The organism is Puniceibacterium confluentis (assembly GCF_007923445.1).
GTDB lineage: Bacteria > Pseudomonadota > Alphaproteobacteria > Rhodobacterales > Rhodobacteraceae > Puniceibacterium > Puniceibacterium confluentis.
This window is the reverse complement of sequence record NZ_VOJI01000001.1, coordinates 18,129-38,417: the sequence shown is the minus strand read 5'-3', so window position 1 is coordinate 38,417 and position 20,289 is coordinate 18,129. Positions and strand designations below refer to the sequence as shown.

The window sequence follows — 20,289 nt, the reverse complement described above, 5'->3', positions numbered from 1 at the left end:
CATCGGCGTGAGCCCGCCTTCTGACGGGGGTTTGATTTGCGACTGAGACATTCCGGACATATTATGCCCGGAATGTTTTCTGCAACTATGGAGTCGATGACATGACGAAATCGGCAAAACCGAATTTCAACCGTCGGGCGTTTCTGGCGGGGACGGCCGCGATGATCGGCGCGCCTACGCTGGCGCAGGACGTCAACGGCGCGGGCACCGTCGAGATCGAGCGCGATATTTCCAGCGCTGTACGTCGCAACATCTCCAGCTTCCGCTCGCTGGACTGGCAACCCTATTTCTCTAATCTGAACAAGGGCGCGATTCTGGTCGATACCACCAGCCGGGCGCTGCACTACTGGTCCGAGGACGGGGGCGGCTACAGGTTGTATCCGACATCGGTGCCCCTGACCGAGGATTTGACCCGCCGCGGTCGCACCAGCATCGTGCTCAAGGATCCCGAACCGGACTGGCGTCCGACCCCGTCCATGAAAATCCGCAATCCCGAGTGGCCGGACTACGTGCCTCCCGGTCCGGACAACCCTCTTGGTACCCGCGCGATGCACCTCAGCTGGACCTACTACCGCATCCACGGAACCCACGACACGCGCAAGATCGGGCGGCGATCATCCAACGGCTGCATCGGTCTCTACAACCAGCATATTGAAGAACTTTATCAGCTGGCGCAGGTCGGAACACAGGTGTTGCTAATTTGACGACATTCCTCTGACGACGGCAAGATCGGCCTCAAGATGAGTTTGCATTCCCCGGTTTATACTGCATAGAACGAGTCACGAGGTAAGTCTTGGGTGCCTGCCGTTTATCACTCCTTACAGGGTGCGGCAGGCGAATATCTGGAGGATACTATGAAGAAACTCGCTCTCGCCGCCGCAATGACCGGTGCTGCCACTTCCGCAATGGCCGGTTCGTATGCAAAAGATGACGTGATGATGGAGCCTGTTGTGGTCGTTGAAGAGACCCAGCAAGCGTCGTCCTCCTCGGGCATCCTGGTTCCGCTCCTGCTGCTCGCCCTGGTGGCCGCAGCTGTTGCATCCCAGAACTAAGTTTTCCCGCTTCGGCGGAAAACTGGAAAGGCGGTGCGCAAGCGCCGCCTTTTTCGTTGTGTGAACCTTGCCTGACGACCACTCCGGGGCAGGGCCGTACTCGGGGCCGCCTCCGGATATCCTTCCGGAATGCCCCCGGGTGATCTGTGCGGCCGTGTCAGGCCGCAGAGCGGGGGATCACTGCTCTCACTCCAGCCAGCCCGCCAGGTTCTCTTCGATCACTGCGGACAGCGCCCGGATATGCGCCGGATCGTCGTTCAGGCAGGGAATATAAGTGAACTGCTCGCCGCCGGCATGTTCAAAGCTTTCCCGGATCTCTTCATTGATCTCTTCCAGCGTCTCGATGCAGTCAGCCGAAAAGGCCGGGGCACAGATCGCAATGCTTTTCTTGCCGTCCTCCGAGGCGAGCCGTGCGACTTCCTCGACTGTGTAGGGCTTCAGCCATTCCTCGGGGCCGAATTTCGACTGAAACGTCGTCTTGATCTGCGATTCGTCCCAGCCCAGCCGTTCGCGCAGCAGGCGCGTCGTCTTCTGGCATTGGCAATGATAGGGGTCACCCTCGCGCAGATAGCGTTCCGGCACGCCGTGATAGGAACAGCACAGGATATCCGGCTTCCGCTCAAGCTTGGCATAAGCCGTCTCGATCGACTGGGCCAGGGCTTCGATATAAAGCGGGTGCTGGAAATACGGGTCGACCGTCCGCACCGTTGGTTGCCATTTCTCTTGCGCCAGAGCGGCAAAGAAGGCGTCGTTGGCCGTGGCCGAAGTCGCGCCGGCATACTGCGGATAGAGCGGAAAGAACAGGATCTTGCGGCATCCCGCCTCGACCATTGCCCGGACCTTTGATCGGGTCGAGGGGTTGCCGTAGCGCATGCAGTAATCAACGATCACCTGATCGCCATAGCGGTCCTGCATCGAGACCGCCAGGGCGGCGGTCTGCGCCTTGGTGATGGTCATCAGCGGGCTTTCTCCGGCCGCGTGGTTCCAGATCGACTTGTAGGCTTCACCCGACGTGAAGGGACGCTTGCTCAGGATCACCAGTTGCAACAGCGGCTGCCAGAGCCAGGGCGAATAATCAATCACCCGCCGGTCCGACAGGAATTCGCCGAGATACCGTCGCATCGACCAGTAGTCGTAGTTGTCGGGTGTGCCGAGGTTCGCCACCAGCACGCCGATCTTTGGCGTGGTCACATTCGGGTGATCCGACGGCGCGTGTCCGGGCCGGGCTGCGGTGGATTTTGCGTCCAGCATGGTCTGATCCTGATCATTCTTTGTACCGGTCGTAAGTAAAGTCTCTGACGCGCAGGTCAATCGCTCAGAGGTGTTTCCCGCGTCCCCAGCGCATCCGCGAGCCGTGCCGCCGCCGATCCCGGGCGCAACGGCTTCGGCTGGCTGGCATCCGGTGCCCAGCCGGTCAGCACGATGATATCAAAGGTGGCAGGTATGCGCCCGTCAGCATCGCCATAGGTCGCGGCGTAAAGCTCGGCCGCGCGCAGCAGGACCGCGCGTCGGGTCGGTTTGCGCAGCCGGGCGCTCAGGGCGTTGTTCTCGGCCATCGCGCGCAGGTCCTGCATCAGCCCGAGCGCCGAGCCGTAACTGACCCTGAGCGGCATCGAATCAGCCACCGGTAGCGCCAGCCCTGCGCGCTGCAGCAACCCGCCGAGATCACGGATCTCGCCCATGGGGGCAACGCGCGGCGACAATCCGCCGGTCACTTCGATTTCGGCCTGCCCCAGAACGCTGCGCAACTCGTGCAGCGTCTGACCGCCAAAGGCCAAAGTCAGGCACAACCCGTCCGGCATCAGGGCGCGGCGGCACTGGATCAGTTGACCGACAGGATCGTTGGCCCAATGCAGTGCAAGGCAATGCACCACGAGATCATGCGCGCCCTCGTCCAGATCCAGAACCTCGCCATCGTCCAGGATCCGGGCTTCGGGCCAGCTGTCGCGCCAGACCTGGGGAAAGGGCGTGACAATCGCCGGGGCCTTAAAGGTTTTGGTAATCATTGCCAGCCGATCCTGAACTTCGTCACGGACAGCTTCGTGCAGGAACAGCGCGGGGGCGGACTGGGCGCGGCGACGGTGCAGCCGCAGCGCAGCTAGATCGGTCAGGGGGATCGGTTGGCTCATGGAGGAGTAGATAGGATGCTGAGGCAGCGGTTGCAAACAGCCGTTCAGATGGTCTATCCGCCGCGCTGCCTTGTCTGCGGCGGTCTGGTGGAAAGCGACTTTGGTCTGTGCGGCACCTGCTGGCGCGATACGCCGTTTATCACCGGCCTGGTCTGTGACCTCTGCGGCGTGCCGCTGCCCGGGACGTCCGATCTGGCCGAACATTGTGACGAATGTCTGAAAACCGTGCGACCATGGGTCCGGGGTCGCGCCGCGCTCTGCTATCGTGACAATGGCCGAAAACTTGTTCTCGGGCTCAAACATGGCGATCGCCACGATATTGTGCCGACAGCATCGCTCTGGATGGCGCGGGTCGCGCGGCCAATGCTGACGCAGGACATGGTCATTGTCCCGGTGCCGCTGCATTTCTATCGTCTGCTGCAACGTCGTTTCAACCAGTCCGCGGTGTTGGCGCAGGCAATGGCGCGCCAGACCGGGCTGAGCTGCTGTCCCGACGCGCTGATCCGCACGACCCATACCGCGTCGCTTGACGGCAAGTCGCGGGAGGATCGCTTTGCCACCCTGTCAGGTGCGCTGGCGGCGCATCCGAAAGGGGCGCAGCACCTGGCAGGCAAAACCGTGCTTCTGGTCGATGACGTGATGACCTCGGGGGCAACGCTCAGCGCCGCGGCCGAGGTGTGTCTGGCCGCCGGGGCGAGGGAGGTTTGCGTCACGGTACTGGCGCGCGTTGCAAAGGATGCCTAAATCCCTGACAAAGGGCGTCAAAGGAAACCGACATGCAAACCGTTGAAATCTACACTTCGCCGCTCTGCGGCTTCTGCCACGCGGCCAAGCGGCTGCTCACCCAGAAAGGCGTCGCCTTTTCTGAAATCGACGTGCTGGCCCACCCCGAGCGCAAGCCCGAAATGATCCAGCGCGCCAAAGGCGGACGCACCGTGCCGCAGATCTTCATTGGCGAAAGCCATGTAGGGGGGTGTGATGACCTGTTTGCACTTGATCGGGCAGGCAAGCTCGACGTTATGTTGACCGGATGATGCGCAAGGCGCAGTTCGAACCGGAAACTTTGAACTGGCGAACGCCTGTGCGCAGGGGCGCCGCACCCGAAGATTTCATGCGACCCGCCACAGGCCCGGTATGAGCGACAGCAATGCCCTCGCCATATCGTTGTTCAGTGAGCTTTTGACGGCGGATCAGCTGGTGCGAAACCGGCTGACCCGTGTCCTGCCTGACCGGATGGAAATCTCGCATTTCTCGGTGCTCAATCATCTCGCCCGTGGCGGCGGCGAGCGCAGTCCGGCCCAACTGGCGCGCAGTTTTCACGTGACCCGTGGCGCTATGACCAACACATTGGCCAAGCTGGAAATTTCCGGATACATCCACATCCGTCCCGATTGGGACGATGCCCGCCGCAAGATGGTGTCGATCAGCCTGGCGGGCACGCGGGCGCGGGATGCGGCACTGGATGCGATCACGCCGTTGATGACCGAACTGGTCTCGGAGCTTGGCGATGCCAAGGTCCGCGCCGCTTTGCCGGTCCTGCGCGAATTGCGCACCAAACTCGAAAACGACTGAGAATCGCGCCTTCTGGCCTGATGGCGACAGAGGATGAGAGTATCCCTGTTGAGGCGTAGGCCGGGGAAATCATCGGCATCGGGAAAAACCCCGGAATCCGGGATGTTCAAACCGGTGGTGCAAGCAGCGCAAGCCGGTCGGGGCAGAGGCGTTTCCACCTCTGCCCGGTCCTGTCAGCCGCGGCGACCGCCATGCCGCGAGCCGTCATGCCCCTTTTCCCATGTGGCCCCGTCCACCATGGTCCGCCCGGTCCAGCTTGCCATCGTCATTGCGGTCCATCCGCGTGACAACGTCGCCGAACCGTTCGTCCATCTCGGCTTGTGTCACGACGCCGTTTCCGTCCTCGTCCAGAGTCTGAAATGCGTCGACCATCTGACTGCGCATCAGATCAAGGTAGATGGTCGCGAACTCCTCAAGCGAGATGTCGCCCTCGCCGGAGGCATCGGCGCCAGCGACTATCGTCGCCCGGAATGTGTCGATTTCCGCTTGGGTCACTGCGCGATCACCATCTGCGTCAACCTGTTTCAGCACCTGCCCCAGGAGGCCGCGACCGCCGTGATCTTCGCGACCACCGCGTGCACCCCGGAAATCGCCGCGGGCTCCGTCCGGAGCATGCGCTTCGATGACCGAGGACTTTGGTGTCGTGTCGATGGCCGTCTGAGCGGTGGCAAGGCTCAGCCCGCCAAAGACGGCGATGATGGCCAGGAAGCTGACGGGGAGGAATTTGGAAGGTTTCATGTCGTGTCCTTTCGGGTTTCCGACGAGGCAGCTGCGCCTCGGTGATCCACACTTAGGGGCTGTTGCGCGGTAAGGTTTGTCAGCGACACCGTCACTTTGTCGCCACCTGTCGCAGGAGCGCAGCCTGAGACATCTTGCGACAATCCAGGGCCCGACACGCCCCGTCACCGATTGGAAACTTCTGTGAAAAGGGGGTTATATCCGGAACAGTGGCGTCGCCGCCGCCTGAGGAGACAGCATATGACCGACCCGATTGCGCCGCAGATCCTGATCGTTGACGACGCGCGCGACATTCGCGAACCGCTGGGTCAGTATCTGCGCAAGCAGGGGTTCCGGACCCGGCTGGCCGCCCACGCGGCCGAGGCACGCGAGATTCTGGCAGAAGCGGCCATTCATCTGGTGGTGCTGGATGTCATGATGCCGGGCGAGGACGGGCTGAGCCTGTGCCGTTGGGTGGTCGCCCGCGGCGGACCGCCGGTGCTGCTGCTGACAGCGATGGCGGATGAAACCGACCGCATTGTGGGGCTGGAGCTTGGTGCCGATGACTACCTCGTCAAACCTTTCAATCCGCGTGAACTGCTGGCGCGGGTGCGCGCCATCCTGCGCCGCGCCCCGCCGGAACTGGCCGCGCCGCCCAGCGGGCGGCGGCAGTTTGCTGACTGGGTCCACGATCCTGACGCCCAGCACCTGACCGGCGCGGATGGTCGGGTCGTCGCACTGACCACAGCCGAAAACCGGCTGTTGGGCATTTTCCTCGACCAACCGCGCGCCGTGCTGAGCAGGTCGACCCTGCTGGATCTGACGGCGGGCCGCGAAGCAAAAGCGTATGACCGCGCCATCGACAACCAGATCAGCCGCCTGCGCCGCAAGATCGAATCCGACCCCAAAGCGCCGCAACTTCTGGTGACCGAATGGGGCGGCGGTTACCGGCTGGTTGCCGATGTGACGGACCCGCGCGCATGAAGCGCCTCGGACGCCTGTTCCCGGATGCACTTGCCGGCCGCATCGTCTTGCTGCTCACCACGGCCATCCTTGTTGCCAATCTGATCGCGCTGGTGGTGCTGGGTTTCCAGCAACAGCGGTTTGACCGCCAGGCCAGCGAAGACCGCGAGATCGAGCGGATCGCCGCGCTTGTCCCGGCAATGGAGGCGGTGAATGCACGGGTCCGGCAGGTGATCGCCCGTGACGCGTCGACGCGCTTTGCCCGCGTCAGCGTGGACGATGTCCCGCTGTTGAACGCGACGGGGTCTGACAGCCGGTCGCGATACATTGCGCAAGGACTGGCCGATACGCTGGGGCGTGACGATCTGGCCGTCGCCATCATCGACCGCCTGCCGCCCCGCGGCAGCCCGGATCACCGCAGCGCATTCCGCAAAGAGCGCGTCATTGGCATCTCTGTCCGGCTGAGCGCACGCGAGGGGCAGGGCGCATGGCTCAACGTGATGACAAGCGGCGCCTCACCGCGCCCGGGCCGTGTAGACGGCAAACCGTTCCTGACCATTCTCGGGCTGTCGCTGCTCTGCGTCCTTGGCATGGGATTTGTTCTGGCCCGTCGTCTGACAAAGCCGCTTGGGCAACTTTCCGAAGCGGCTCAGGCTGCCGGACGCGGCGACCGCTCTGCGCGGGTTCCCGAGGAAGGTCCGCGCGAGATGCGCGAAGCGGCCCGCGCCTTCAATGCCATGCAGATCGAAATCTCGCAGTTCGATGCGGAACGCATGCGGATGCTGGCCGCTGTGGGGCATGACCTGCGCACGCCGATGACCAGCCTGCGGATCCGGGCGGAAATGGTGGACGATGATCAGCAACGGGAAGCAATGGTGCGGACGCTCGACGAGATGACCGTCATGGCGGACGGCCTTGTCAGCTATGCGCGAGAGGGGCAGGACGGGGAAAAGATGCAGACGCTGGACCTTGGTCCGCTGCTGACTCAGCTTTGCGCCGACCGGGGTGCCGTCTGTGATGCCGCCTCGAACGTGCGGGTGACCGGCCGCCGCGTCGGCCTGCTTCGGGCTTTCGGCAATCTTGTCGACAATGCCTTGCGATACGGACAGGACGCCACCGTTTCCCTGTCTCGCGACCGGCAGGTTGCCATCGTGAGAATCACGGACTCAGGCCCCGGTATTCCGCCGGACCGGCTGGAGGACATGTTCCGCCCCTTCACGCGCGGGGATGACAGCCGCAATATCGAAACCGGCGGTGCCGGGCTCGGGCTGTCCATTGCCCAGACGATCATCCTTGCCCATGGCGGGCGGATCACCCTGGAAAACCGGGCCGAGGGCGGGCTGTGTGCAACCGTGACCCTGCCACTGCAACCCGCGCAGGACCCGGCGCCCAGGCTGTAACGCAGCAGGGTACAGGGCGAGAGGCCGCCGCAGCGGTCGCGCCGGAATGCGCGCGCATCTCAGGGTGACGCTACGCCGATGACTGGGGTGGGCAGCCTGCTTTCTCGTGCAAATTCCTGACGCGGAGCCGCACAGGCCAGAACCTGTGCGGATCTGGCCCGAGTTAGTCTCAGAGAGCCATCTTGCGTGCCGCAGCAAACGAGACCAGGCGGCGGCTCTTTTCGTCCCACAGATCCAGACTGGCGCACTTGAAGCTTTGAAGCAGCGTCATCCGGCTGCATTCCACCAGTTCCTTGTGATCGCGCAGAACTTCGGACAGGCGGTAGAACGGGATGCGGCTGTAGAGGTGGTGGACATGGTGAATGCCGATGTTGGCCGTGAACCAGCGCAGGATCGGCGGCAGGTCATAATGCGAACTGCCGTGTAGTGCTGCCTCGTGCAGCTGCCAGTCCGGATTTTGTTCCCAGTGGGTCGTCTCGAACTGGTGCTGGACATAGAACAGCCAGACACCGATCGACGCCGCGATCAGCGTGGTCGGCAGAAACACCAGGAACAGGGCCTGCAGGCCGCCGAAATAGACGATCAGGGACACCACGCCGAGGATGCCGAGATTTGTGCCCATCGCACTGATCCAGTATTTCTTGCCCTGGGTCATCAATCCCAGTGGCAACCGGTTCTGCAGGAAGAACAGGTATGTCGGACCAAGCCCGAACATCACCAGCGGATGTCGGTAGGCGCGGTACAGCAAGCGGCCGAAAGCGGTGCGCTGGTGATACTCTTCGATGGTGAGGGTCATCACGTCGCCGATCCCGCGGTGATCCAGATCGCCGGCATGGCTGTGATGAATGGAATGCGTCCGGCGCCACACGTCGTAAGGTGTCAGCGTGACCACCCCCAGTGCGCGCCCGATCCAGTCGCTCAGGTTCCGGTTGCCGTAGAACGAGCCGTGCCCGCAGTCATGCTGGATGCAGAACAGGCGCAGCAGAAAACATCCGTTCACCGCCGAAATCAGCAATGCCCCGACATAGGAATACTGCGCCACCCAACAGGCCAGCACCCAGAGCGCCACGAACGGGATCAGGCTGACCGCCAGTTCAAAGCTGCTGCGCAAGGTGTTTGGTTCGCGATACCGAGCGAGGATGCGCACCCAATCGGCGGGGGCACGGGTCGATCCGTCAATGGTGTGATGTGTCATGGCCTGCTTCGTATTGTTTCCTGCATTCGGATACGCGAACTCTGTTGCATAGCAAGCAAAAACACGCGTCCTGGCAAAAAGGAGCGGATTATGTCGGGCAGAAAGGCTCTTTGTTACAGTTGTAACCTCGTCTCCGCTAAAATCTTGCTAACGCGCTGCCTGCGGGTTCTGCCGGTCTTCCGCCTCCGGGCCCCGGTCCTGACGGTTCTGCGCCACCGGTCCGGCCCCTGCAGGCACAGTATTTCCAGTTGTGGCGGACACCCTTTCGCCGTACACCCGCCCTGTCAAAAAACCGGGGCACTGGGTCCGTCACAGACCTCCTTCGGGCAATGAATCAAGGGGCACGACACAATGGCAGGCGCCAAGACAAAGCTCAGCTTCGCAATCAGCGGCTTTCCGGAATTCACCCCCGAGCTGCGGGATGTGGAACGGCAGTGGCTCGCCACCCTGGCGCAGGTTTTCGAGAGCTATGGCTACGCCAACATTGAAACGCCCTCGGTCGAGACGGTGCAGACACTGGCCTCGAAGGGCGAGGATGTGGACAAGGAAATCTATGCCCTCACCCGTCTTGCCGCCGTGGGCGAAGGCACGGCCAAGCTTGCCCTGCACTACGATCTGACCGTGCCGACCGCGCGGTATGTGGCCAAGCAGCATGGCAACCTGACGTTCCCGTTCAAACGCTACCAGATGCAGCGTTGCTGGCGTGGCGAACGCCCGCAAGAGGGCCGCTACCGCGAATTCACCCAGTGCGACATCGACGTGATTGACGCGGACACGGTTTCGCTCGCTTATGACGCCGAGATGCTCGAAATGGCTGTCGTTGCCCTGACGAGGCTCAAGGTCGGGCCGGTGAAATTTCAGGTCTCCAACCGCAGGATCATGGATGGTCTTGCAACCCATCTTGGCCTGCCAGACGGCACGCTTCTGGCCCGCATCCTCGACAAGGTCGAGAAGCTGAGCACCGAGCAACTGTCCGAACGCCTGACCAGCGAACTGGGGCTGGACGCGGGCGGCATCGACACCTGCATCCGCTTCTGCCAGATCAAGGGCGGCCCCGATGCCATTGCCGATGGCATGGACGCGCTGGGCCTCTCCAATCCTGACGCCGATGCCGGGCGCGACGCGCTGTGCACATTGCTTGCCCGCGTCGAGAAGAGCCGCCCCGCGGATTTCATAATCGACGGGGATCTCGCGATCTCGCGCGGATTCGACTATTATACCGGTGTGGTCTACGAGGCGCGCTTTATCGATTTCCCCGGCTATCCGTCGATCTGCGCCGGCGGGCGGTATGAAAACCTTGTGGGCCAGTTCATGAAGCGCAAGCTTCCCGGCGTCGGCATCTCGATCGGGCTGACCCGGATCTTTACCAAGTTGCTGAGCGAAGGGCTTCTGGAATCCGGGCGTCGCAGCCCGACCGAGGTGCTGGTGGCCGGCGACGAGTCGCTTGCGGCGGCCGAAGCCGAGAGCCTTGCGGCGCAGATCCGCGCGACCGGCGCCAATGTCGAGATCCTGCCGGATGTCAGCCGACTGGACAAACAACTGAAATACGCCAATGACAAGGGCATCCCCTATGTCTGGATCGTCCGCGACGGGCAGCACATGCTCAAGGACATGACCACGGGCACACAACAGGACGTAACCGTGGAATCGTTCGCCGCTGCGCGGGCACATTAGGTCGGCTTGTAGGCCGTTAAATCCGCGCCCACGGCCAAGTCGGCCGGGGCGCTTGGTCTAACAGACTGATAAGGCGTGTAATTCACCTCATCACGGTTGGGGATTTAACTTCGATTTTCTGCCATAACCCTATGGACAACCATCGCCGCATTCGATAAATCCGGCGCACTGTGGCGACTGTAGCTCAGTGGTAGAGCTCTCGGTTGTGGTCCGAGTGGTCGCGGGTTCGAAACCCGTCAGTCGCCCCAATTACCCCCCGTTCAGAAAATTCGCTGTGCCTGTGTCCCTGGACGTGTCGGCGACAAGCGCCAGGTCGGGGCGCCAGGATCAATTCTCGCTGCGCCTGCCTGCACTGTCCGACACCATGCCTCCTTCGGTCCCGACTTGGACGGCAGCCGATTCAACACCGGCCAGCGGACCAGCATGGACCCGCGCAACCGCCCGAACCGCACGGACGCATGATGCCGGACTTGTCGGGTGTTCTTTTACCGCCGGAAAAATAAGCCTGTGCTTGCTTCCGACAGCAACCGCATAAAAAAATATCCACCGACACGGTGGACCATTTCCGGGGAAAGCTGCGTAAGACCCTGTCGCCGGATGCCCCCACGGCATGCGTAACACTCAACTTAATCAAGGTTATCAAAAGGTTAATTTCTCCCGCGCCTCCACCCATCCTTAACGGCGAAGGAGCTTGTGCGCCGGGCGCCACCGCATTTCCGAAAAATTGTACGCTTCACAACATTTTTTTTCCGCGCTCATACTTCCCAAGCTGACACACAAAGTCTAGGGAAGAGCGATATCGTGCCTTGTAAAACGTTAAATGTTAAATGCGGATTTTTTTGAAGGTTCTTTAGCAACCGTTCAAAGCATTGTACCCAACCGAAATGCACTAACTTATTGAAGATGCCGCGCTTGACCTGGAGTTTTCGTCATGAAACATTTACATACTGGTAATTGGATCGGCACTCTTTACGCCCCGTCCAAGTCAGTGGAGTCCGGACGGGAAGTCCAACCCGAAGGCATTTATGCCCGCTATGGGAAGCGCACATTTGATATTGTTCTGGCTCTGCTGCTTTTGCCGGTCATTGCCCCGGTGCTATTCGGCCTTTGGTTGATTGTGCGCCGCGATGGTGGACCCGGCTTCTTTGCGCACCGCAGGATTGGCCGCAATGGCAGGGTCTTTCCCTGCTGGAAAGTCCGCTCAATGGTGTTCGACGCCGAACGGAAATTGCGCGCTTATCTCGCCGAAAACCCGGAAGCGGCCCGGGAATGGAGTCGTGACCACAAACTGACAAACGACCCCCGTATCACCCCCTTTGGAAACTTCCTGCGCAAGAGCAGCCTTGATGAGCTGCCGCAGATCTGGAACGTTCTGAGGGGCGACATGAGCTTTGTCGGGCCACGTCCGATTGTCCGCGAAGAACTCAAGCGTTACGGCCCGTACAGGCGGATCTACATGTCCATGGCGCCCGGGATCACCGGACTGTGGCAGGTGTCGGGCCGCAACGATGTGACCTATGACGAACGTGTCCACATGGATGTCGAATATGTCGGCTCGATGACTTTTGTCACTGACACCAGGATCATTCTGGCGACCGCAAAATCGGTGATCAACCGGACCGGCCGGTAGGGTCATCGGAATAGACGTGAGCGAGACGAGCCTGTGACCCATCCAGCGTCCATCCGGCGGTCAGAAGAACGTCACAGCGCCACTCTCTATATGTGCGGCGGTGAGCCGCCCGGTGGCGTAGGCACCGGTATCGACTGCAATGCGCCCCTGAGCCGATTGCGGAACGTCAGTGATCGTGTGCCCATGCACCACCCAGACGGAATCGCGTCTCGGGACAGTTTCAAAATCTTCGTGGCCCCAGAGCAACGTCCGCTCGTACTGATCACCGATCGGCAGCGCCGGATCTGCTGCCGCATGCACAACCGCGACGTTGCCGCTCTGCCAGACAAGCGGCAGCGCCCGCAGCCAGGATTCTGTCGGCCCCAGAGCCGCGCGGAAATTGTCCCGCACATCGGCCCATTTTTCGGACGAAGCCGGACCCGAGACCGGGCTGATCCGGTAACTGGCCAGCGTCTGCAGCCCGCCGTGGCGCAGCCATCGCGGGCCATGCACCTCGGGCTCTTCCAGAAAGTCCAGCAGCATCCGCTCGTGGTTTCCCATCAAACAGACAACTCTGTCCGGAGTTCGCGAGTGCAGATCCTGCAACAGTTCCAGAACCTCGCGACTCTGGTCGCCCCGGTCAACATAGTCGCCGACAAAGACCAGATGAGTCGCACGGGTGCTGTCCTCGAGGCGCGGCAACAGACCTGTCAGCAAATCGGCCCGGCCATGAACGTCGCCCACCACGAAGAACGGCGCATCCGGCGCCAGAACTGCGTCAAATTTGGGTCTGGGGGCACGTTTCCAATGAAAAATTCGCATGCGCCTGAGTTATTCGGTTTCATCCGGACGTCCAAGACATCATTGGTCAAAACGACGCGAGGATCAGCAATGAAATCCTGCGCATGCGCCGCGGTGCACGCTGCGCAACAGGTAGAATTCAGAACCGCAAAAGGGTTTCCATGACGATTGTCCCTCAGGCTCGGTTTGCCCGGTACACGATGATTTCAACGGCACTGGCTCTGGTTTTGGCGACATCGGTTGCGGCCCGGGAACGGCCAACCCCGCGCCCGCCACTGAATTTCCTCGGGGTTCCCGGTCTGATCGACATGCCGACCGGCCACGCGATGCCGGATGCGGATCTGTCCTTTACCGCAGGTATCTTTGACGGCACCGTCCGCAATACGGCACATTTCCAGATCACGCCGCGCCTGTCGGGTGTGTTCCGATACGCCTACATTCGCGATTACGGCGGGTCCGGCGCTTATTATGACCGCAGCTTTGACCTGCGCTATCTGCTCAACCCGGAGTCCGACACCCTGCCGGCCGTGTCGCTGGGGATGCAGGATTTCGGCGGCACCGGAATTTACGCGGGTGAATACATTGTCGCGACCAAGACCATAGGGCGGCTGCGGGCCACCGGCGGGATCGGTTGGGGTCGATTTGGCAGTCATAACAGCTTTGACAATCCGCTGGGGATTCTGGCGGACCGGTTCAAGACCCGGCCGGAACAGACCGGCGGCATTTCGCAGACCGGCAGGCTGGACGTCGGCCAGTGGTTTCGTGGCGATGCCGCACTGTTCGGCGGCCTGCAGTACCAACTGGGCGAGAATCTTGTACTGACGGCGGAATATTCCTCGGACGCCTATAAGTCCGAGACCGCGCGCGGACTTTTCAAGCGGACCGCACCCGTGAACATTGGCGCGAGTTACCGATTTGAGAATGGTCTCGATCTCAGCGCAGCTTATCTTTACGGCTCAACGGTCGCGGTGCGCCTGAGCTATTCCATCAACCCGAAATCGACCTCTGCGGTGCGCGGCGGGCTGGAAACCGCGCCGCCGATTGTCGCGGTGCGCGCACCCGGCGCGGCGGACGATCTTGGCTGGACCCGACAGGCCGACGGCAAGGAAATCCTGCGCAGCAATGTCGCGCAGACCTTTTGGGAGTCGGGACTGCGGCTGGACGCCTTCGCTGTCGATGCCCGCAGCGTGCAGGTGCGTTTCCGCAACCTGCGCTACACCAATTCGGCTCAGGCCCTCGGGCGGGCGACCCGTATCCTCACCAGTCTGATGCCGGCATCGGTCGATACCTTTGTCCTGACGCCGATCACCGATGACGGCACCGCCGCAGCGCGCATCACCTTCAAACGCAGCGATGTCGAAGAGCTGGCGCATGCCCCGGACGGTTCCTGGCAAGCCCTTGCCAGAGCCGGTATCGACGACGCCTATCCCGCTGACGGGGCAGCCGTTTCCCAGGATGTATTCCCGGGATTCACCTGGGGCGTCGGTCCCTATCTGTCCGCCACATACTTTGACCCAAAGCAACCCATTCGCCTGGATCTCGGCGTGCAGGCCAACGCCCGGTACGAACCGCAACCCGGGCTGGTGTTCCAGGGGCAGATCCGACACCGGCTGACCGGCACTCAGGGTGACGTCGACCCGTCGAATTCCATCATCCGCCACGTGCGGTCGGATGTCGGCATCTACGCCCGCGAAGGGCAAACCGCGCTCACCAGCCTCACCGCCGCCAGATATTTCCGCCCCGGCAGTGATCTCTACGGCCGTTTGACCCTTGGCTATCTGGAATCGATGTACGGCGGACTGTCGGGCGAACTGCTCTGGAAACCCGTGACCAGCCGACTCGCCTTTGGGGTCGAGGCAAACTATGTCCGCCAGCGGAATTTCCGGCAGGACTTCGGCTTTCAGGACTACGATGTGCTGACCGGGCATCTTTCGACATATTTTGATGCCGACGACGGGTTCACCTATCAGCTGGACGCCGGGCGCTATCTGGCCGGTGACTGGGGTGCGACGCTGTCGGTCAGCCGCGAATTCGGCAACGGCATCCGTATCGGCGCCTTTGCGTCGCTGACCACTGTGTCCTTCGACGACTTTGGCGAGGGGTCGTTCGACAAGGGTATCCAGTTCGAAGTGCCGCTCTCGGTTCTTTCGGGGCAAGTGAGCAAACGCAAGATCGCACGCGCCATTCGCCCGGTGCAGCGCGATGGCGGGGCCCGGCTGGATGTGCAGGGCCGACTGTACGACGGGGTGCGGGCCTATCACCAGCCGGAACTGCAATCGCAATGGGGGCGCTTCTGGCGATGAAGAAATCTCTGGTTATCCTTGCCTGCGCCGTCTTGCTCTCTGCCTGCAGCAGCAACGGCACTGGTCAGCCGCCGCCCTTGGTTCGTCAGGCGCTTGGCGCAATTTTGTCGCGGCAGCAGGTCACCGATCTGCGCCAGACGATCACACCGCAGTTTGTCGCCGACCTGGACCAGCCTGCACTGTTCGTCGAACTTCCAGACCGCGGCGCACAGGCCGGTGCGGTTTTGGTTCAAGACCATGACCGCCGACGGATATGGGCGACGCGGGACGGCGTAACGCTGACCCTTGTCAGTGGCGTTCTTACCGAAAGCCGCGGGCTGGGTGGCGATTTGATGAGTACAGACCTGAGTGAAGCCGGGTTGGCGCTTGGCGGGGAAGTCGAAAGTGCCGTGCGCATCCACCGCTATTTGACGGGTGACAATTCCTTGGATGCGATGGCGTTTGTCTGCAACTACCGTCGACAGGACCGGGTGCCGGTCGTTACCCTTACCGGAAGCTTTATGGCGAAGTACGTTTCGGAAGACTGTGTCGGACCCGACATCAGGTTCGAGAATCGATATTGGATGACAAGCACGGGCGCGCCGCTGAAATCCATCCAATGGGTTGGTCCTGACATTGGATACGCGCTGATCGAGCATCTGCGCGATTAATAATTCGCCACTGTGGAAAAAAAACCCGAAAAACAATCAATTCCCGGACTTGGCAATTGTAGGGAATGCTCAAACTGGTTAACCAGATCGAATATAGTCCTGTCAGGAGATGCGACATGCAAAAGAAATTTCTGAGCCTCGCCACCTGCGCCGTACTGATGTTGGGTACAATTGCGCAGGCGGAACAAATCAAGCCGCTGAATAAGGCGAATGGCACGGTATCAACTCAGGGGGCGCCTTTTCTGATCGGCGGACTCGGTGCTGCTGGATCGGCAGCCGTGATAGGTGGTGTCATCCTGACGGTCGGCGCGGTTGCGTCAAACGTCGGTGGTGGTGGCGGCGGTTCTTCTGCACCGCAGACGCCAAGCCAATAACCCGGACTCCATAAATTATGCAGAAAGCGAATCCGGGACAGGGTTCGCTTTTTCTTTGTGCAAGGATCGCCCTGATCCCGCAATCTTGCCAGAATGCCCGCGACGACAGGATCGAAGGATTATAGCCAACATGATCAGAACGATTTTGGTCACCCTGATTTTTTTCGGTCTCTCGGCCTGTGGCGTGGCGTACAATTCACCTTCGGTGAATTCTTTTGCCAGCACCGATGCGAAAGTGCGGGTATTGCCAGTCACTCCGGAATCGGTCCTTGTCGCCAACCGATCCGACTACAGCCCCAAAACCCTGCCCGCGGTGTTTTTCCAGACTGCGGGAACCGGCAGCGGTCCGCGCGGCGCGGGGGCAGTGCCGAATTCGGTGCTCGACCAGCGGGTCAAGCCACAGTCGATGGACACACGTCTGCCGCCTCCGACAACGCCGCAACCCTATCAGATCGGGATTGGCGATGTCATTCTGCTGGCCACCCCGCAGGCCGGATCAACAGTGGAGCAGCTGACCGGTCTGCTGGCAGCGTCTAATTCCCGTCAGGGCTATACCGTTCAGGATGACGGTTCGATCTCGATTCCGAACGTCGGGCGCGTGGTGGTTTCGGGGATGACGCTCGAATCCGCCGAGGCCGAGCTGTTCCAGCGTCTCGTCGAAAACCAGATTGATCCGACTTTCAGCCTGGAGATTGCCGAATTCAACTCCAAGAAGGTGTCGATCGGCGGGGCGGTGTCCAACCCGACGGTGGCGCCGATTTCGCTGACACCGCTTTATCTGGACGAAGCCCTCGCCGCCGCAGGTGGCATCACCGTGACGGACCAGGACTATGCTTCGGTCCGCATTTATCGGGACGGCAGCCTGTATCAGATCCCTCTCAACGAACTGTACTCGAAACGCGGTCTGCAACGCATTCCGCTTATCGACGGTGACAGCGTGTTTGTCGACACGGCCTACGAGCTGGACCTGGCGCAGGCCTATTTCGCCGAGCAGATCCAGATCGCACAGTTTCGCCAGCAGGCGCGCATTGCCGCGCTCAACGAGTTGAACGCCGAAGTGTCGATCCGCCGCGGGGCGCTGAGCGAGGCGCGCGACAACTACATGACCCGGCTCGAGCTGGATTCGGTCGGGCGCGACTATGTCTATCTTGCCGGCGAAGTCAGCAAGCAAAGCCGTTTCGCCCTGCCGTTCGGCAACACGGCCAGCCTTGCCGATGCGCTTTACAGCCAGGGAGGGGTCCCGACCACCACTGGCAACGTCAGCAAGATTTATGTGCTGCGCGGTTCGCCGGATCCCCGGGAGTTTTCGGCGCTCACAGCCTGGCAGCTGGATGGCAGCAATGCTGCCAACCTGCTGTTGGCCACCCGGTTCGAACTGCGGCCAAACGACGTGATCTTTGTCGCGGAACAGCCGATCACCCGCTGGAACCGCGTGATCAACCAGATCACTCCGACGATCATCAACACCACCGTGGCCGCTGCAACCAACTGAACCGGCACCGGATTCGCGCCCGCCGCCCGGCTTTGCTCAGTCGGCGGGCGCAGGCATGGACTCTGTGGCCAGCTGGATGACGGTGCCTGCTGCGGCGTCGGCATCGTCCGCGTCATGCGTGACCATCAGCACCGGAAGATCCATTTCGCGGGCGCGATCAAAGACAAGGCTGCGCATCTGCCGGCGCAACGCGGCGTCCAGGCCGGAAAACGCCTCGTCCAGCAACAGCGCACGCGGTTCCGACAGCAGCATCCGCATCAGCGCCACCCGCGCCTTCTGTCCACCGGACAGGGTTTCGGGATCCCGATCCGCATAGCCGGTCAAGCCGATGTCGGACAAAGCCGTCTCGATCCTCTTGTTCCGCCAGGCACGGGACCCGCCGGGACGCAGGCCAAAGGCCAGGTTTGCTCCGACCGACAGGTGCGGAAACAGCAGGTCATCCTGAAACAGGATGCCGATTTGCCGCTGTGCCGCCGGCAGCGTCGTGATGTCGGTCGTGCCCAGACAGACCATCCCGGTGGCTTCGAAATCCGCCGCCAGCGTGCCCGCGACATAGGACAGAAGGGTGGATTTTCCGACACCGGACGGCCCCATCACTGTCAGCACTTCACCCGGTGCGATGGATTGGTCGATCGACACCAGCGGAACCCCGCCCCTGGTGATGCGGACATTGTGCAGGATTAGAGCCTCAGACATGCAGACCTCGTCGATTGCGCCAGACCACAGCCGGAACCGCCAGCGCCAGGATGAATGGCCCCAGAACCGCCAGCGTCTGGGCGACACCATAGACCCCGATGGCCCTGCGGTCGCCGCCCGAAGCGAGGGCCACCGCCTCGGTTGTCAGCGTGGGAACGCGCCCGCCGCCCACCAGAAGGGTTGGCAGATACTGCCCGACGGACACCGCCACCGCCACCGCGGCTGTTGTCAGGATGGGCCGCAGAAGCATCGGCAGGCGCACCCGCCACAAGACGCCCCATTCCGACGCCCCCAGCGCGGCGGCGACGGTCCCGTTGCGCCGGTCCCAGGCGCGCCACGGATCCCCCAGCGACAAAAAGACATACGGCAGGACAAACACCAGATGCGCCAGCACCACCGCCCAAAGGGTGCGGTCAGCGCCCAGGCTCAAGAGCAGTGTCTGCAACCCCGGCAGAAACGCGGTCTGCGGCACAAGCAGCGGCAGGTAGATCAGCCACAGACCACGCCGGGTCAGGCTGTGGCCGCTGCGATACTCTGCCTCCAGACACCCGAGGACCAGGGCCAGCGCCAGCAACGTGGCCAGTACCGCGATCAGGACCGTGGTGCCGGTCGCCGACACGATGCCGGGCAGATGGCGGGACCAGCTGCGCAGGTCAAAGCTTTGCGGCAGGGCATCGGGAAACGCCCAGAAGCCGGCCAGGGACCAGACCGCCAGAACCGCGATTCCGGCCAGCACGACAAAGGCCGTCAAAAGCCCCAGGGCAAGCCCGACCGGTCGCAACACCGGGTCTGATGCGCCTCTGTTTCCCTTTGAAATCCAAATGCAGCCCAAACGCGCGACCACAGATTCTCCGCACCGCCACAGGCCCAGCGCGCCAAGCACCAGCGCCCCCTGCAACAACGCTGCGGCCGCGGCGGTCAGGCGCTGCGCGAGATCAGGATCGCTCATCCAGCGCACGATCTGAACGGACAGGGTCGGCGGGGTCGAGGGGCCCAGGATCATCGCGACGTCGACCACCGACATCGAATAGGCCAGCACGACGTATACCGGCAGCCTGATCTGCGAATAGACCGCCGGAAACACCGTCTTCAACCAGGCCGCGATCCGGTTGTAGCCCAGCGCCTGCGCCACACGAATCCGGCGGCGTGTGTCAACCTGCCCAAGCGCCGCCAGCGCCATGAGCAATAGAAACGGCACCTCTTTCACCACCAGGCCTGCCGTCAGGGTCAAACCCCAGGGATCCTGCACGATCAACAGATCCGGCGGCCTGTCCCACCCCGTCAGCGGCGATGCCAGTCGCGACAGCCATCCGGAGGGCGCAATCAGGAAGGCAAATCCAAACGCAGTCGCCGCATGTGGCACGGACAACAACGGCGACAGCAACCGTTCCAGCATCCGGAAAGGCCCGGAGCCGTGCCAACCTGCCAGCGTCAGCGTCACGATGGCCAGTGACAGCGCGGTGGCAAGCAGACCGGTTGTCAGCGACAGACGCAGCGCCGCCCCGAGGCCGGGCCAGTCGAGCAGCGCCGCGATCGGATCAAGGCTCGGCGTCGACAACCCAGCGGCGGGCAGAATGCCAAAGGCAGGCAGGAACGTGCAGAGCAATCCGGCGCAGACCGGCCCCAGCATGGCCAGCAGGGTCAGCGCGGGCACCAGACCCA

20 protein-coding genes and 1 tRNA gene are annotated in these 20,289 nt (G+C 62.1%); 14 read left to right on the top strand and 7 right to left on the bottom strand.

What is annotated here, in order from left to right; translation table 11 throughout:
• Positions 1–101: 101 nt before the first annotated feature.
• Positions 102–704, top strand: a complete 603-nt coding sequence (locus FOY53_RS00170; protein WP_146584450.1) for a L,D-transpeptidase — start codon at positions 102–104, stop codon at positions 702–704.
• Between the two features lie 150 nt (positions 705–854).
• Positions 855–1,052 (top strand): ferrochelatase, encoded by a 198-nt coding sequence (locus FOY53_RS00165; protein WP_146584448.1) that lies wholly within the window; start codon positions 855–857, stop codon positions 1,050–1,052.
• A 186-nt stretch (positions 1,053–1,238) separates the two neighbouring features.
• Here the strand turns inward: FOY53_RS00165 and hemH are convergent, their stop codons facing one another.
• A complete protein-coding gene (gene hemH, locus FOY53_RS00160) occupies positions 1,239–2,303 on the bottom strand; it encodes a ferrochelatase (protein ID WP_146584446.1) in 1,065 nt (354 codons plus the stop codon).
• A 56-nt stretch (positions 2,304–2,359) separates the two neighbouring features.
• Complete coding sequence (locus FOY53_RS00155; protein WP_146584444.1) at positions 2,360–3,181, bottom strand: methyltransferase domain-containing protein; 822 nt, start codon at positions 3,179–3,181, stop codon at positions 2,360–2,362.
• A gap of 48 nt (positions 3,182–3,229) precedes the next feature.
• Here FOY53_RS00155 and FOY53_RS00150 point away from each other — a divergent pair, with 48 nt between their 5' ends.
• The 3 genes from FOY53_RS00150 (at position 3,230) to FOY53_RS00140 (ending at position 4,753) form a co-directional block, all read left to right on the top strand.
• Positions 3,230–3,925 carry a ComF family protein gene (locus FOY53_RS00150; RefSeq protein WP_146584442.1) on the top strand — a complete coding sequence of 232 codons (696 nt, stop codon included), beginning with the start codon at positions 3,230–3,232 and terminating at the stop codon, positions 3,923–3,925.
• A 32-nt stretch (positions 3,926–3,957) separates the two neighbouring features.
• Positions 3,958–4,215 (top strand): glutaredoxin 3, encoded by a 258-nt coding sequence (gene grxC, locus FOY53_RS00145; protein WP_146584440.1) that lies wholly within the window; start codon positions 3,958–3,960, stop codon positions 4,213–4,215.
• A gap of 100 nt (positions 4,216–4,315) precedes the next feature.
• On the top strand, positions 4,316–4,753 hold the full coding sequence (locus tag FOY53_RS00140; protein WP_146584438.1) for a MarR family winged helix-turn-helix transcriptional regulator: 438 nt from the start codon (positions 4,316–4,318) through the stop codon (positions 4,751–4,753).
• A gap of 204 nt (positions 4,754–4,957) precedes the next feature.
• On the opposite strand, the gene FOY53_RS00135 is transcribed toward FOY53_RS00140, so the two are convergent.
• Positions 4,958–5,491 carry an EF-hand domain-containing protein gene (locus FOY53_RS00135; protein ID WP_146584436.1) on the bottom strand — a complete coding sequence of 178 codons (534 nt, stop codon included), beginning with the start codon at positions 5,489–5,491 and terminating at the stop codon, positions 4,958–4,960.
• 240 nt (positions 5,492–5,731) lie between these two features.
• On the opposite strand from FOY53_RS00135, the gene FOY53_RS00130 reads away from it, so the two are divergent.
• Both FOY53_RS00130 and FOY53_RS00125 read left to right on the top strand, forming a co-directional pair.
• A complete protein-coding gene (locus tag FOY53_RS00130; protein WP_146584434.1) occupies positions 5,732–6,454 on the top strand; it encodes a response regulator in 723 nt (240 codons plus the stop codon).
• Entirely contained in the window at positions 6,451–7,833 is a 1,383-nt protein-coding gene (locus FOY53_RS00125; protein ID WP_186766464.1) for an ATP-binding protein, read from the top strand. The genes FOY53_RS00130 and FOY53_RS00125 overlap by 4 nt, the downstream gene beginning before the upstream one ends.
• 169 nt (positions 7,834–8,002) lie before the next feature.
• Here FOY53_RS00125 and FOY53_RS00120 read toward each other — a convergent pair whose 3' ends face one another.
• Entirely contained in the window at positions 8,003–9,028 is a 1,026-nt protein-coding gene (locus tag FOY53_RS00120; protein ID WP_146584430.1) for a fatty acid desaturase, read from the bottom strand.
• A 351-nt stretch (positions 9,029–9,379) separates the two neighbouring features.
• Between FOY53_RS00120 and hisS the strand changes: the two genes are divergently transcribed.
• The 3 genes from hisS (at position 9,380) to FOY53_RS00105 (ending at position 12,332) form a co-directional block, all read left to right on the top strand.
• Positions 9,380–10,702 (top strand): histidine--tRNA ligase, encoded by a 1,323-nt coding sequence (hisS, locus tag FOY53_RS00115; protein ID WP_146584428.1) that lies wholly within the window; start codon positions 9,380–9,382, stop codon positions 10,700–10,702.
• Positions 10,703–10,875: 173 nt separating this feature from the next.
• A tRNA-His gene (locus tag FOY53_RS00110) sits at positions 10,876–10,950 on the top strand.
• A 683-nt stretch (positions 10,951–11,633) separates the two neighbouring features.
• Entirely contained in the window at positions 11,634–12,332 is a 699-nt protein-coding gene (locus tag FOY53_RS00105) for a sugar transferase (RefSeq protein WP_146584426.1), read from the top strand.
• Between the two features lie 60 nt (positions 12,333–12,392).
• Here the strand turns inward: FOY53_RS00105 and FOY53_RS00100 are convergent, their stop codons facing one another.
• Positions 12,393–13,133 carry a metallophosphoesterase family protein gene (locus FOY53_RS00100; protein WP_146584423.1) on the bottom strand — a complete coding sequence of 247 codons (741 nt, stop codon included), beginning with the start codon at positions 13,131–13,133 and terminating at the stop codon, positions 12,393–12,395.
• A gap of 140 nt (positions 13,134–13,273) precedes the next feature.
• Here FOY53_RS00100 and FOY53_RS00095 point away from each other — a divergent pair, with 140 nt between their 5' ends.
• From FOY53_RS00095 to FOY53_RS00080, 4 genes are all read left to right on the top strand, one after another.
• Positions 13,274–15,415, top strand: coding sequence for a YjbH domain-containing protein (locus FOY53_RS00095; RefSeq protein WP_246107230.1), 2,142 nt, complete (start codon positions 13,274–13,276; stop codon positions 15,413–15,415).
• Positions 15,412–16,065, top strand: a complete 654-nt coding sequence (locus FOY53_RS00090; RefSeq protein ID WP_222435203.1) for a YjbF family lipoprotein — start codon at positions 15,412–15,414, stop codon at positions 16,063–16,065. The genes FOY53_RS00095 and FOY53_RS00090 overlap by 4 nt, the downstream gene beginning before the upstream one ends.
• A gap of 116 nt (positions 16,066–16,181) precedes the next feature.
• On the top strand, positions 16,182–16,439 hold the full coding sequence (locus FOY53_RS00085; protein ID WP_146584419.1) for a hypothetical protein: 258 nt from the start codon (positions 16,182–16,184) through the stop codon (positions 16,437–16,439).
• A 130-nt stretch (positions 16,440–16,569) separates the two neighbouring features.
• A complete protein-coding gene (locus FOY53_RS00080; RefSeq protein ID WP_186766463.1) occupies positions 16,570–17,931 on the top strand; it encodes a polysaccharide biosynthesis/export family protein in 1,362 nt (453 codons plus the stop codon).
• 36 nt (positions 17,932–17,967) lie between these two features.
• Here the strand turns inward: FOY53_RS00080 and FOY53_RS00075 are convergent, their stop codons facing one another.
• Both FOY53_RS00075 and FOY53_RS00070 read right to left on the bottom strand, forming a co-directional pair.
• Positions 17,968–18,627, bottom strand: coding sequence for an ATP-binding cassette domain-containing protein (locus FOY53_RS00075; RefSeq protein ID WP_146584417.1), 660 nt, complete (start codon positions 18,625–18,627; stop codon positions 17,968–17,970).
• Positions 18,620–20,257: an ABC transporter permease gene (locus FOY53_RS00070; protein ID WP_246107250.1), complete on the bottom strand. Its 1,638-nt coding sequence runs from the start codon at positions 20,255–20,257 to the stop codon at positions 18,620–18,622. Before FOY53_RS00070 ends, FOY53_RS00075 begins: the two co-directional genes overlap by 8 nt.
• Between the last annotated feature and the right edge of the window lie 32 nt (positions 20,258–20,289).

What these genes read in the sequence shown, in the direction of transcription:
- FOY53_RS00170 (WP_146584450.1), top strand. Translation starts at nt 102, where the DNA reads ATGACGAAATCGGCAAAACCGAATTTCAACCGTCGGGCGTTTCTGGCG.
- FOY53_RS00165 (WP_146584448.1), top strand. Translation starts at nt 855, where the DNA reads ATGAAGAAACTCGCTCTCGCCGCCGCAATGACCGGTGCTGCCACTTCC.
- hemH (WP_146584446.1), bottom strand. Translation starts at nt 2,303, where the DNA reads ATGCTGGACGCAAAATCCACCGCAGCCCGGCCCGGACACGCGCCGTCG.
- FOY53_RS00155 (WP_146584444.1), bottom strand. Translation starts at nt 3,181, where the DNA reads ATGAGCCAACCGATCCCCCTGACCGATCTAGCTGCGCTGCGGCTGCAC.
- FOY53_RS00150 (WP_146584442.1), top strand. Translation starts at nt 3,230, where the DNA reads ATGGTCTATCCGCCGCGCTGCCTTGTCTGCGGCGGTCTGGTGGAAAGC.
- grxC (WP_146584440.1), top strand. Translation starts at nt 3,958, where the DNA reads ATGCAAACCGTTGAAATCTACACTTCGCCGCTCTGCGGCTTCTGCCAC.
- FOY53_RS00140 (WP_146584438.1), top strand. Translation starts at nt 4,316, where the DNA reads ATGAGCGACAGCAATGCCCTCGCCATATCGTTGTTCAGTGAGCTTTTG.
- FOY53_RS00135 (WP_146584436.1), bottom strand. Translation starts at nt 5,491, where the DNA reads ATGAAACCTTCCAAATTCCTCCCCGTCAGCTTCCTGGCCATCATCGCC.
- FOY53_RS00130 (WP_146584434.1), top strand. Translation starts at nt 5,732, where the DNA reads ATGACCGACCCGATTGCGCCGCAGATCCTGATCGTTGACGACGCGCGC.
- FOY53_RS00125 (WP_186766464.1), top strand. Translation starts at nt 6,451, where the DNA reads ATGAAGCGCCTCGGACGCCTGTTCCCGGATGCACTTGCCGGCCGCATC.
- FOY53_RS00120 (WP_146584430.1), bottom strand. Translation starts at nt 9,028, where the DNA reads ATGACACATCACACCATTGACGGATCGACCCGTGCCCCCGCCGATTGG.
- hisS (WP_146584428.1), top strand. Translation starts at nt 9,380, where the DNA reads ATGGCAGGCGCCAAGACAAAGCTCAGCTTCGCAATCAGCGGCTTTCCG.
- FOY53_RS00105 (WP_146584426.1), top strand. Translation starts at nt 11,634, where the DNA reads ATGAAACATTTACATACTGGTAATTGGATCGGCACTCTTTACGCCCCG.
- FOY53_RS00100 (WP_146584423.1), bottom strand. Translation starts at nt 13,133, where the DNA reads ATGCGAATTTTTCATTGGAAACGTGCCCCCAGACCCAAATTTGACGCA.
- FOY53_RS00095 (WP_246107230.1), top strand. Translation starts at nt 13,274, where the DNA reads ATGACGATTGTCCCTCAGGCTCGGTTTGCCCGGTACACGATGATTTCA.
- FOY53_RS00090 (WP_222435203.1), top strand. Translation starts at nt 15,412, where the DNA reads ATGAAGAAATCTCTGGTTATCCTTGCCTGCGCCGTCTTGCTCTCTGCC.
- FOY53_RS00085 (WP_146584419.1), top strand. Translation starts at nt 16,182, where the DNA reads ATGCAAAAGAAATTTCTGAGCCTCGCCACCTGCGCCGTACTGATGTTG.
- FOY53_RS00080 (WP_186766463.1), top strand. Translation starts at nt 16,570, where the DNA reads ATGATCAGAACGATTTTGGTCACCCTGATTTTTTTCGGTCTCTCGGCC.
- FOY53_RS00075 (WP_146584417.1), bottom strand. Translation starts at nt 18,627, where the DNA reads ATGTCTGAGGCTCTAATCCTGCACAATGTCCGCATCACCAGGGGCGGG.
- FOY53_RS00070 (WP_246107250.1), bottom strand. Translation starts at nt 20,257, where the DNA reads ATGCTGGGGCCGGTCTGCGCCGGATTGCTCTGCACGTTCCTGCCTGCC.